Source organism: Salipiger abyssi (assembly GCF_001975705.1).
Lineage (GTDB): Bacteria > Pseudomonadota > Alphaproteobacteria > Rhodobacterales > Rhodobacteraceae > Salipiger > Salipiger abyssi.
In genome coordinates this window covers 1,970,737-1,982,907 of sequence record NZ_CP015093.1, presented here as the reverse complement: position 1 = coordinate 1,982,907, position 12,171 = coordinate 1,970,737, and the positions used below count along the sequence as shown (strand labels likewise).

General features: G+C 65.5%; 12 protein-coding genes. 11 read left to right on the top strand and 1 reads right to left on the bottom strand.

Annotation, left to right across the window (positions count from 1 at the left end):
- Positions 1-178: 178 nt before the first annotated feature.
- Complete coding sequence (locus Ga0080574_RS13025; protein ID WP_198039812.1) at positions 179-1,090, bottom strand: LysR family transcriptional regulator; 912 nt, start codon at positions 1,088-1,090, stop codon at positions 179-181.
- 103 nt (positions 1,091-1,193) lie between these two features.
- Here Ga0080574_RS13025 and Ga0080574_RS13020 point away from each other — a divergent pair, with 103 nt between their 5' ends.
- The 11 genes from Ga0080574_RS13020 (at position 1,194) to Ga0080574_RS12970 (ending at position 12,156) form a co-directional block, all read left to right on the top strand.
- Entirely contained in the window at positions 1,194-1,676 is a 483-nt protein-coding gene (locus Ga0080574_RS13020; protein WP_076699807.1) for a CMD domain-containing protein, read from the top strand.
- Positions 1,673-2,236 carry a peroxidase-related enzyme gene (locus tag Ga0080574_RS13015; RefSeq protein WP_198039811.1) on the top strand — a complete coding sequence of 188 codons (564 nt, stop codon included), beginning with the start codon at positions 1,673-1,675 and terminating at the stop codon, positions 2,234-2,236. Before Ga0080574_RS13020 ends, Ga0080574_RS13015 begins: the two co-directional genes overlap by 4 nt.
- A 202-nt stretch (positions 2,237-2,438) precedes the next feature.
- On the top strand, positions 2,439-3,380 hold the full coding sequence (locus Ga0080574_RS13010; protein ID WP_076699803.1) for a LysR family transcriptional regulator: 942 nt from the start codon (positions 2,439-2,441) through the stop codon (positions 3,378-3,380).
- Positions 3,381-3,383: 3 nt separating this feature from the next.
- Complete coding sequence (locus tag Ga0080574_RS13005) at positions 3,384-4,841, top strand: flavin-containing monooxygenase (protein ID WP_076699800.1); 1,458 nt, start codon at positions 3,384-3,386, stop codon at positions 4,839-4,841.
- Positions 4,838-5,695, top strand: coding sequence for an alpha/beta fold hydrolase (locus Ga0080574_RS13000; protein ID WP_076699797.1), 858 nt, complete (start codon positions 4,838-4,840; stop codon positions 5,693-5,695). Before Ga0080574_RS13005 ends, Ga0080574_RS13000 begins: the two co-directional genes overlap by 4 nt.
- Positions 5,692-6,612: an ABC transporter permease gene (locus tag Ga0080574_RS12995; RefSeq protein ID WP_076699794.1), complete on the top strand. Its 921-nt coding sequence runs from the start codon at positions 5,692-5,694 to the stop codon at positions 6,610-6,612. Before Ga0080574_RS13000 ends, Ga0080574_RS12995 begins: the two co-directional genes overlap by 4 nt.
- Positions 6,613-6,622: 10 nt before the next feature.
- Positions 6,623-7,480, top strand: coding sequence for an ABC transporter permease (locus tag Ga0080574_RS12990; protein WP_076699791.1), 858 nt, complete (start codon positions 6,623-6,625; stop codon positions 7,478-7,480).
- Entirely contained in the window at positions 7,477-8,670 is a 1,194-nt protein-coding gene (locus tag Ga0080574_RS12985; protein WP_076699788.1) for a M24 family metallopeptidase, read from the top strand. Before Ga0080574_RS12990 ends, Ga0080574_RS12985 begins: the two co-directional genes overlap by 4 nt.
- A 1-nt stretch (position 8,671) precedes the next feature.
- Positions 8,672-9,679 (top strand): ABC transporter ATP-binding protein, encoded by a 1,008-nt coding sequence (locus tag Ga0080574_RS12980; RefSeq protein WP_076699785.1) that lies wholly within the window; start codon positions 8,672-8,674, stop codon positions 9,677-9,679.
- Positions 9,676-10,602 (top strand): ABC transporter ATP-binding protein, encoded by a 927-nt coding sequence (locus Ga0080574_RS12975; RefSeq protein WP_076699782.1) that lies wholly within the window; start codon positions 9,676-9,678, stop codon positions 10,600-10,602. Before Ga0080574_RS12980 ends, Ga0080574_RS12975 begins: the two co-directional genes overlap by 4 nt.
- Positions 10,603-10,656: 54 nt before the next feature.
- Positions 10,657-12,156: an ABC transporter substrate-binding protein gene (locus Ga0080574_RS12970; protein WP_076699779.1), complete on the top strand. Its 1,500-nt coding sequence runs from the start codon at positions 10,657-10,659 to the stop codon at positions 12,154-12,156.
- The last annotated feature ends 15 nt before the right edge of the window (positions 12,157-12,171 follow it).

The following is a 12,171-nucleotide window of genomic DNA, read 5'->3' as shown; positions in this document are numbered from 1 at the left end:
TCCCTAAGGGGATCATTGGGCACGTCCGGTCGGGGGCCCGCCCATTAAATAGGCAAACCGGCTCGTCTTGCAGAATGAACCGCTGCCGCCGCCCCGACTTTCAGATCAATCATCGCAAACCGGGTGAGCGCTCACCAAAAAGGGAAAAATCCCCACAAGTTTGGTGGTGGAAAATGCCTCAGCTACGCACTGCACCGAGGCGTTCCGAAACGACCCGGAAACTGTCGATAAGGCGTCCTTCCAGCTCGGGCACGCTGGTGCCACTGCGCCGGAAGATGCCCCATTCATAGGGAATCTCGATCTCGAGCGGCACGACCCGCACGCCTTCGATGGCGATGCCCAATGCCGAGACGCAATCCACCAGCGCGATGCCCAGCCCCGCCGCCGCCGAACGGATCGCGTTCAGCGAGCTGTTGGTGGTGAGTTCGGCGGCAGGCGTAACCCCGGCGGCCTCGAGCGCGGTGTTGATCGCGTGCCGCACCCGGTAAGTGTTGCCCACCGTCAGCATACGGTGGGTCTGGAACCGCGTCAGGCTCAGCGGTTCGTCGGGCAAATCGGCGGGCACCACCGCCACGAGGCGCGCACGGGCCGATGCGAGGCAATCGATATCCGCATGCGCCAGCGGCAGCGCGCAGAACCCGTAATGCGCCGCCCCCGCATGCAGCGCCCGCGCAACATGTTCCGCATCCATCGTCTGAATGCCGAGCGCCGGCGGCAGCACGTCCTTCAGCTCGCCCAGAAGATCCGGCACCAGCCCCGCAGACATCGCGGGCGTGGCCACCAGAGACAGCGACTGTACGCGGTCGTCACGCAGCCCGGCGGCACGCTGCGCCACCTGGCCGACCGATGCCAGGAGCTGCCGCGCATCTTCGAAAAACCGCAGCCCCTTTTCGGTGGGCGAAATGCGCGGCCCGTTGCGCTGGAAGAGATCGAAGCCGATCGTCTCCTCAAGATCCCGCACCATCCGTGTCACCGCCGGCTGCCCGATATCGAGCTGCCGCGCCGCCCCGGTCATCGACCCGGTCGCCATGACGGAGACAAAGACCTCAAGTTCACGAATACTGAGCCTAATATCATTTGTATTTGACATAATAAACCCCGAGTGATCATTAAAGCGGATAGTGGCGCGGCCATAATGGCACAGACGGATCGTTAGCACGCCACCACAACCGGAGCCATGCGGAAACCGAAATATGTCCTTCTCCAATGATGCCATAAACGCCGCCCTGGGGATCGCAGACGGCAGCGCCCTGGATCGGCTGCGCGCCCTGCGGCCCGAATTTGTCGCGGGCGCCGAGGCCTGCCGCGCTGCGGTGCTGACGCCCGACGAAGATCTCGGCCTGTCGCCCGAGCTGCGCGCGGCGCTTGGCCGGCGCGTCGCCAATGGCGGAGGGAACGCCCGTCTGGTCGAAGGCTACCCCCTGCCCACCGATCCCGAGCTGGCCCTTCTGGCAGCCGGCGACATGCCCGATGATCCCGCGCTCGCGGCCCTTGCCCGGCATAGCGATATGATCGCCAACAGCGCCGCCAAGGCCGGCCCACAGGATCTGGCGACGCTTCAGGACGCGGGCTTTACCGTCCCGCAGATCATCGCCCTGTCGGAACTTCTCGCCTATACCTGCTACCAGATCCGGGTGGCGCACGGGCTGAACCTGCTGAAGGAGCCCCGCCCGTGACCGACGCCATTCCCCAGATCGCCCTGAAACCGCTGACATGGACCCCTCACCTGCCGCCGGTCGAAATCGAGGATGCGACACCGCGCCAGCTTGAGGCGATGAAGGTCACGCCCTCGGCCAAGAAGGTCTCGCCCTATGTGCGCACGCTTGCGCACGACCCCGACAGCTATGTGGCCCGCACGGTGCTTTTCAACGCGATCATGTATGCCGAGGGCGGGCTGAACCGTGCCGACCGGGAGCTGGGCGCGCTTGGCGCCTCGCTGGTCAACGGCTGCCGCTATTGCGCGAATGTCCATGCGCGTCAGCATGCACGGCTGAAAGGGGCCGAGACGATCTCGGCGCTTTTCGCCGGCCGCGGCGACGCGCTGCCGCCGCGTGACGGCGCAATCATGGCCTTTGCCGAGGCGCTCACCGCCACCCCGCCCACTGCCGGAGAGACCCATGTCGCGGCGCTGCGCGAGACGGGCATGGACGACGCCGAGATTCAGGATCTGATCCATTCCATCGCCATCTTCGGCTGGGCGAACCGCCTGATGCACCCGCTCGGCCATTCGGACTGACCCCGCTTTCAGCGAAGTGAGTCGCCCGAGCAGCAAGAAGAAGCCCGCTTCAGGCGGGCTTCTTTCATTTTATGAATAATCATGACTTATTAATGCATAAAAATGCATCAAGGCCCGCAAATTTTCCGGTCCGAAGCGGCTCAAATTTGATTTATGTCATTTTTGTATTGATAGCGCCCAATCATTACGAAATCTTTGGTCTATGAACCGCAAAGACCTTGCCACCTTCCTGAAAGTCGCCGAGACCGGCTCCGTGACGCTGGCTGCCGAGATGCTCGGCCGCTCGCAGCCCTCGGTCACGCGCTGCCTTCAGGATCTCGATGCGTCGCTCGGCTTCGCGCTGTTCGAGCGCGCAGGGCGCCGGATCTCGCTGACCGCAGAGGGCGTGGCTTTCGAGGAAGAGGCACGGCGGTTGCTGGCAATGTTCGAAGATCTGCCCGCGCGCACTCTCGCCCGCGCGCGCGGCACCGAACAGCCCATGTCGATTTCGGCCACCTATGCGCTCGGCACCGGGTTGGTGCCGCACGCGCTGGCGCGCTGGCCCGAGGCGGATCGGCCCGGCGAGGTGCGCCTGATACAAGCCGCGCCGAACGCCGTGGCCCAGGATCTGCTGAGCGGCAACGCCCGCATCGGTCTGGCCTCGCTGCCGCTCGATGTGCCCGGCGTGCATGCAGAACGGATGTTCTCGGCGCCTCTGGTCGCCGCGATGCCCGAAAGCCGTGCCGATGAATTTCCCGAGGAAACGCCCGTCTCGCTGGCGCAGATCGCCTCCGACACCCTCGTGACGATGCTCGACCAAACCCGCCTTCAGGGCCGCATCCGTCAAGCGCTGGATGCTGCGGGCGTGCATCCCGCGCGGGCGGTCCGCGCCAATTCCTCGGTCTCCACGCTCCAGTTCACACGCCTCACCGGCGCCACCGCCATTGTGGAACCCGTGACCGCCTATGGCACCGCACCCAAAGGCGTGATCCTACGCCCGCTGGCCGAAGAGGTGGATTTCACCTTCGGCTTCTTCGCCGCCGGGGGGGCCGCGGGCGCCCGTGGCACAAGCGACTTCTTCGACCTGTGCGAGGCCGCGCTCTTCGACCTGGTCCCACGGGTCCGCCGCATTGACGATGGCGCCAACTTCCAAGACAGAGACTGAACCATGACTGACACAAGCAACGGCCTTGCCGCTCTCGAAGCCCGGCTCGCCAAGGATCTGAGCCTGCTCGAACTGCCTTCGAAATCCTGGGTGCCCCCACGCGAACACGACGGTCAGCGCGTGCGTGATGTGATCTTCGTGGGCGCGGGCATGTGCGGGCTCGCCGGCGCCGCGCGGCTGAAACTTTCGGGCGTGGACAATATCTTGCTCTACGATGCCGCGCCGAAAGGGCTCGAAGGGCCTTGGGACACCTTCGCCCGCATGAAGACCCTGCGCTCGCCCAAGACGCTTGCAGGCCCCTGCCTCGGCCTGCCCGCGCTGACCTTTCGTGCCTGGTTCGAAGCGCAATGGGGCGACGCCGCCTTCGACGAGCTGGACAAGATCCCCAAGGGCATGTGGATGGACTACCTGCGCTGGTATCGCGATGCGCTCGACCTGCCGGTCGTCAACGAGACCCGCGTGACCTCCGTGACCGAGGCGGGCGACGATCTGATTGCCGTCGTACTGGAGGATGCCGGCGGCCGTCGCACTGAATATTGCCGGCATCTGGTTCTCGCCACCGGGCGCTCAGGCCTCGGCGGCGGCGCGGTGCCCGGCTTCCTGCAAAAAACCGACCGCCGGTTCTGGGCGCATAGCGCCGACAAGATCGACTTTGCCGCGCTCAAGGGCAAGCGCGTCATCGTCATCGGCGCCGGCGCCTCGGCGATGGACAACGCCGCCACCGCGCTGGAGGCAGGCGCCGGATCGGTCGACATGCTGATCCGCCGCAAGGACATGCCGCGGGTCAACAAGATGACCGGCATCAGCAGCCAGGGTGTGGTGCATGGCATCCGCGCCCTGCCCGACGCGTGGAAATTCCGCTTCAACGATTACGTCAACAGCCAGCAGGTGCCGCCGCCGCGCAGCTCGACCCTGCGGGTCACCCGGCATCCCAACGCCCGCACCTTTCTGGGTTGCCCGGTCGAGGATGTGACCGAGGCGGGCGACCATATCGTGGTGAAAACGCCGCTGGCGGATTTCGAGGCGGATTTCGTCATCGCCGCCACCGGCTTTCGCAACGATTTCACCGGACGGCCCGAATTCGCGAGCTTCGCCGGCCAGATCAAGACCTGGAAGGACGGCGTCTATCAGCCGTCGATGGGCCGTGCCGTGCCCTTCATGGTCGATGCGCCCTATCTGGGCGACAGCTACGAATTCCTGGAAAAAGAGCCGGGCAGCTGCCCGATGCTGGCGCGCATCCATTGCTTCAACGATGCCGCGATGCTGAGCCACGGTAAACTTTCGGGCGATATTCCCGCGATCTCGGCGGGCGCCGACCGGTTGATGCGCGGCATCGTGCAGGAGCTATTCACCGCCGATGCCGTCATCCACTACGCCGGTCTTCAGGCCTACAATACCCCCGAGCTTCAGGGCGACGAATGGGTCGATGCCACCCCCAGCCTGATGGAGACCGCGAAATGATCGGCCGCGAGGATTACGTCACGCTCAACAACTGCCGCTTCCGCTACCGGATCGCGGGCGAGGAGCATGCCGAAACGATCATCCTGCTGCATGGCGGGCGCGGCGCGGGCGATTATTTGGGCGAATGGGCGGCCTATGCGGCGCTGGCCGACAGCTACCGCGTCATCGCCTTCGACCAGCGCGGCTGCGGGCTGACCGAGATCGCCTATCCGATGAATTTCCGCCAATATGCCGATGACGTGGAGGCGATGCGCCGCCATTTCTGCGGCGAGGAGGGCAAGATCATCCTTCAGGGCGGCAGCTTTGGCGGCATGATTGCGCTGACCTATGCGGTACATTACCAGCAGCATCTGAGCCACCTGATCCTGCGCGGCACCGCACCCAGCCATCACCACGAGGCAGAGGCCATCGAGACCTTCAAGGCGCGGATCGACAAGGTGCCTTCGGCGAGCCCCGAGATGATCGACAAGCTCTTTGGCACGACGATCACCGACGACACCGAATTCCGGCTGATCTGGTTCGCGCTCCAGCCGCTTTATTTCGAGGTGTTCGACCCGAACGCCGCGCTGGAGCGGACCCGCACCATGCATCTGCATGCCGAGACCCATAACGAGATGTTCCGCGAGAAAGAACACGATCTGCGCGAGGCGCTGAAGGGCATGACCGTCCCCACCCTCGCCTTCTGCGGCGACAAGGACTGGATCTGCCCGCCCAGCCAGACAAGGCTGATCGCCGAGCTCTGCCCGAATGCCGAAGCCTGGCTGGTGCCCGGCGCCAACCACTCCTGCCACCACGAAAAGAACGCCCTGGTTCTCGACCGGATCCGCGCGTTCCTGGGAGACCGTGCGACATGACCGGTTTCGTCCTTCGCCGTCTCGGCGAATCTCTTCTGGCCGTCTGGGGCGTGGTGACGATCGTGTTCTTCGTCACACGCATCCTCGGCGACCCGGCGGCGCTGCTGCTGCCCATCGGCGCGACCGAAGCCGACATCCAGGCGCTGCGCGCGCAGCTCGGCCTCGATCAGCCGATGATCCTGCAATACGGGCAGTTCCTGCTGAACGCCGTGCAGGGCGATTTCGGCACCTCCTTCCAGCATGGCCGCGACGCCATGCAGGTGGTGCTGGAACGGCTGCCCGCCACCGCGCAGCTCGCCTTCACCTCGATTTTCCTCGGCCTCATCATCGGCGCCATCGCGGGCTCCATCGCGGCGCTGAAACGCGGCAAGGCAATCGAGCTGGTGGTCATGGCCGTGGCGCTGCTAGGGCAGGCCACGCCGGTGTTCTGGCTGGGGATCATGCTGATCCTGTTCTTTGCGGTGAATCTCGGCTGGCTGCCGACGGGCGGCTACGGCACCTGGGCGCATCTGGTGCTGCCCGCCTTCACGCTGGCGGTCTTCGTCTCGGCCTCCATCGCGCGGCTGCTGCGCTCGTCCATGCTGGACATCCTCAAGGAGGATTACATCCGCACCGCCAAGGCCAAGGGTCTGCTGCGCCACACGGTGTTTTTCTGGCACGTCGCCCGCAACGCGCTCATTCCGGTGGTGACCATGACCGCGATCCTGACCGGCGAATTGCTGGGCGGCTCGGTGGTGACGGAAACCGTCTTCTCCTGGCCCGGCATCGGGCGGCTGATCATCCAGGCCATCGAGGCCAAGGATTTCCCCGTCATCCAGGCCGGCATCACCCTGATCGCGACGATCTTCGTCCTTATCAATTTCCTTGTCGACCTGCTCTACGGCGTGCTCGACCCGCGCATCCGCGCGAACCGCTGAGGCCCTGACCATGAAACATCTTCTCAAGGACCTCTACCGCTCCAAGGCAGGACTTTTCGGTGCCGTACTGCTGGTCGTCATCGTGGCGCTTGCGCTGCTCGCCCCGGTGTTGGACCTGCCCGACCCGACGCGCGGCGATCTGCGCGCCCGGCTCGCAGGCCCGACCTGGGCGGGACTCTTCAGCCCCGGCGCGCATCCGCTCGGCACCGACGAGGTGGGCCGCGACATCCTTTCGCGGCTGATCCACGGCTCACGCATGACCCTGATGGTCGCCACAACGGCGGTGGTGCTGGGCGGCGTCGTGGGCACGATTCTCGGCATCCTCGCGGGCTATAAGGGCGGTATCGTCGACCGTATCCTGATGCGGCTCGTGGACATCCAGCTTGCCATTCCGCTGATGCTGCTGGCGCTGCTGGTGGTCGCGGCGCTCGGCCCCTCGATCCAGAACGTGGTGCTGGTGCTGGCGCTGACATCGTGGATCCGCTACGCGCGGATCATCCGGGCGCAGGTGCTGTCTCTGCGCGAGCGGGAGTTCGTACAATCCGCCCGTGCCATCGGCGCCTCGACCGCGCGCATCATGTTCCTGCACATCCTGCCCAACGTGCTGACGCCTGCGCTTGTCGTCGGCACGCTGGAGCTCGCCCGCGTCATCATCATGGATGCTGCGCTGTCGTTCCTCGGCCTCGGCGTGCAGCCGCCGACCCCCTCCTGGGGCCGGATGCTGGCGGACGGGCGCGTCTATCTCTCTTCGGCCTGGTGGACCGTGACCTTCCCCGGCCTCGCCATCGTCCTGACCGTGCTGTCTGTGAACCTCTTCGGTGATTGGCTGCGCGACTATTTCGACCCCAAGACACGGAGCGCCAAATGAGCCTCGATACCACCAGCCCCCGCCCCCGCATCGCCCGCCTCAAGGCCGCGATGGCCGAGAAGGGCATCGACGCGCTCGTCTCCTTCAAGCCCGAACATACCTTCTACATGTCCGGCTTCAACCCGGTGCTCTATTCGCACCCGGTGGTGATGATCCTGCCCGCCGAGGGCGAACCCACCCTGCTCGTCCACGCCCTGCGCGACGCCCATGGCCGTGACGAGGGCTTTGTGGAAGACACCCGCGCCTATGGCGTCTGGTCGACGACCAAGACCATGGGCCCGACCTGGCCCGAGGCGCTTCAGGCGATCCTGACCGAGAAGGGTCTGGGCGCGGCCACCATCGGCATGGAAGCCGACAGCACCCCCATGGCGCGCTGGACCCAGGTCCAGGCGCTGGTGCCCGATGCCAAATTCGCCGACAGCTCCAAGCTCATCGACCGTTGCCGTCTGATCAAGGACGCCGACGAGATCGAAATGGCCCGCGTCGCCGCCGGGCTGGCGGACCTGGGCATGGATGCCGCCATCGCGGCGCTGGCCGCCGGCGGCACCGAGCGCGAGGCGCATACCGCCTCGCTGATCGCGATGAACGAACACTGGACCCACGCCCTGCCCGACACGATCGAGGTGGCCGATTTCGGCGGGCTCGAGGGCGGCATGGTCAACGGGCTTGCGACCTGGGTTCTGTCCGGCGACCGGATGTTCCGCAACTGCGACAACTCCATTGCCCGCAAGCCCGAGCAGGGCGAAACCTGCGCGATCTTCATCTGGGCCGTGGCCAACGGCATCCATGCCGAGAACGAACGCACGGTGGCCTTCGGCGCGGTGCCCGACAAGCGCCGCCGCGCCCTTGAGACGATCCTGAAGATCCGCGAGGAGATCACCCCGGTGATGAAACCCGGTACACCTCTGGCCGAGCTTTATCACATCACCAAGCGCGGCCTGACCGAGGCCGGATACGAGGCGAACATCCCCGGACGCATCGGGCACACCATCGGCATCGGCGCGCATGAGCATTTCTCGCTCGACGGCAAGACCGACGTGATCCTCGAACCGGGCATGCTCTTCACCCTGGAACCCAACCTGCGCGTGCCCGATCAGGGCGTGGCCACCCAGATCTCGGATACGATCCTGATCACCGAGGACGGCCATGACTTCCTGACCAAATCGCGCGGCGGCTATATCGAGGTCTGACGTGGCGCTTCTTGAGATCGAGAACCTGACGGTCGAGTTCGACACACCGGGCGGCGTGGTTCACGCGGTCAACGACCTCACCTACTCGGTCGAGGCCGGTGAAACGCTCGGCATCGTCGGCGAAAGCGGCTCGGGCAAGTCGGTGCATATCCTGGCGATGATGGGCCTCCTGCCCTGCCCGCCGGGCCGCATCGTCTCGGGCAGCGCGCGCTTCGACGGGCGCGACCTGATGGCGATGAGCGACCGCGAGCTGCGCGAGATCCGCGGCGGCCAGATCGGCATGGTGTTTCAGGACCCCATGTCGTCGCTGAACCCGGTGCTGACCGTGGGCCGGCAGCTCAAAGAGGTTCTGGCCCGGCACACCGACCTGACCGGCGCGGCGCTCAAGGCGCGTATGGTGGAGCTGCTCGACATCGTCGGCATCCCCCATCCCGAGGCGCGGCTGTCGCAATACCCGCATGAGTTCTCGGGCGGTATGCGGCAGCGGGTGATGATCGCCATCGGCATGGCCTGCAATCCCCGCCTGCTGATCGCCGACGAGGCCACCACCGCGCTCGACGTGACGGTGCAGGCGCAGATCCTCGATCTGGTGCGCAAGCTGAAAGAGGATTTCGGCACCACGGTGATCTGGATCACTCATGACATGGGCGTGGTGGCGGAACTCGCCGACACGATCCAGGTCATGTATGGTGGCCGGATCATGGAGCGCGGCCCGGTGCGGCCCGTCTTCCACGACCCGCGCTCGGCCTACACCTGGGGCCTGCTCAACTCGCTGCCCGACGAGGGCGCACGGACCCAGCGGCGGCTATACCAGATCCCCGGCAGCCCGCCCGATATGGCCAACCCGCCCGCGGGCGATCCGTTTGCGCCGCGCAACCCCTTCGTTACCGAGCGCTGCAAAACCGAAATGCCGCCGCTGCGCGAGGTCGGCGACGTGCCCGGCCACAAGGTCGCCGCCTGGTACGACCTTCCCGCCCTGCTGGCCGCCCGCAAGGAGGAAACGCAATGACCGCGTCCGCAGAGACCCGCCCTCCCGTGCTGGAGGTGAACGGCCTGATGCGCAGCTACGGCGGCGGCAAGCCGCTCTTCGGCAAGCCAAAGCCGGTGATCCACGCGATCAACGACATCTCCTTCGAGATCGCCGAGGGCGAGACGCTGGGGCTGGTCGGGGAATCCGGCTCTGGCAAATCCACCACCGGCCGCGCCGTGCTGCATCTGGAAACCCCCGACGAGGGCTCTGTCCGCTTTCGCGGCAACGAGCTGATGAATCTGGGGCCGCAGGGGCTGAAGCCCTACCGCCGGCAGATGCAGATGATCTTTCAGGATCCCTATTCCGCTCTCAACCCGCGCATGAAGGTCGGCCGCTTCGTCGGCGAACCGCTGGTGGTGCACGGGGTCGAAAGCGGCTCGGCGCTTACCGACCGCGTGGCGGAGCTGTTCAGGCTGGTGGGGCTCGATCCGAGCTTCATGTCGCGCTATCCGCACGAGTTCTCGGGCGGTCAGCGGCAGCGGATCAACATCGCCCGCGCCATCGCTCTGGAGCCCGCCTTCATCGTGGCAGACGAGCCGATCACCGCGCTCGACGTCTCGATTCAGGCGCAGATCGTCAATCTGTTCCAGGATCTTCAGGACAAGCTGGGGCTGGCCTATCTGTTCATCGCCCACGACCTGTCGATGGTGCGCTATCTTTGCCAGCGCGTCGCCGTGATGCTGCGCGGGCGGATCGTCGAGCTGGCGCCGACCGAGCAGATCTTTTCCGATCCGCGCCATCCCTACACCCGGTCCCTGCTGGCGGCGATCCCGGTTCCCGATCCCGACCGCCGCCGCCCCGACCGTACGCCCTTTGACGTGACGGCGAACATTCCGCCGCGCGATACCCCGATGATCGAGGTCGCGCCCGGGCATTTCGTGCTCGACCAGAAGATCCAATAGGCGCCCGAAGGCGCCGCCTTTCGCCAACACAGGCACCCCCACGGAGGGAAGACCATGACCAAGCTGACCAGATACCTTGCCACCACCGCGCTTGCCGCGACGCTGGCCGCCCCCGCCCTGCCGGGCTTTGCGATGGATGTCACCATTGCGCAGACCTCGGCGGTGAACACGCTCGATCCGCACGGATCGGCCTCGGTCGGGCTCGACCTGTCGGTGCTCAGCCACATCTACCCGACGCTGATCCTGCGTGAACCGAGCTACGATCTCGTGCCCTCGCTCGCCACGTCCTGGGAAGCGGTCGACGATCTGACGTGGAAATTCACGCTGGTTGAAGGCGCGAGCTTCGCCAATGGCGAACCGCTGGATTCCGAGACCGTCGCCTGGAACATCGCCCGCGTGACCGACAAGGAAAACCCCAAGCGGATCTCCTCGTGGTTCAGCCAGATCGAGGGCGTCAACGTGATCTCGCCCACCGAATTCGAGATCAAGACCTCTTCGCCGTACCCGGCGCTTCCGGCGCAGCTGTCGATGTTCATGCTGCTGCCGCCGAAATGGGCGGCCGAGCACGATCCGGTCACCGAAACCATGTCGGGGTATAAGTACCAGATCTCGGAAATCGTGGCGGGCGATCACATCACGCTGGAGCCGAACCCCGATTTCTGGGGCACGCCCGCGCAGTTCGATCACGTCACCTTCCGGGTGATCCCAGAAACCGCCAGCCGCGTTGCCGCGCTGATGGCCGGTGAGGTCGACCTGATCAACAAGATCCCCGCCTCCGAGATCGCCCGCATCGAGGCGAGCCCGAACGCCGAGGCAGGGGCGGTGGACAGCACCCGCTCGGTCTTCATCAAGTTCAACACCGAGAAGGCGCCGCTCGACAACAAGCTCTTCCGTCAGGCGCTGAACTATGCCGTCGACAAGGAGCTGATCGCCGACGCGCTCTTTGACGGGGCGGCCACGGTGTCGAACTGTCAGGTGATGACCCCGGATTATTTCGGCTACAATCCCGATCTCGAAGCCTATCCCTACGATCCCGACAAGGCCCGCGCGCTGCTGGAGGACTCCGGCGTCGACCTCAGCCAGACCATCGAGTTCGAACTGCCCTCGTCGACTTACCTTCAGGGCGAGGAGGTCACCCAGGCGGTGGCGCAGATGTTCGGCGATGTCGGCGTGAAGACCGAGATTCAGGCGATGGAATTCGGCGCCTATCTCGACAAATACCGCAAGGCGCATGACCTTGGCCGTTTCTCGCTGCTGGGGCAGGCCTGGGCGACCATCGACGCCGACGGTCTGCTGACCCTGTTCAAGCCGGGCAACCAGTATTCCTACTGGAACGATGCGGGTTTCGACGAGCAGCTCGTCGCCGGCATCGCCACCACCGACGAAGCGGAGCGCGAGGCGGCTTACAAGAAGGCCACCGAGATCATGTGCGACGAAGCCCCGGTCGTTTTCCTCTACGCCCAGCCCGCCACCTACGGCGTTTCGGGCCGTGTGAGCTATCAGCCGCGCGGCGACGACTGGCTGCGCGCCTTCGACATGACCCCGGCAAACTAACTCTCCCCAACTGGG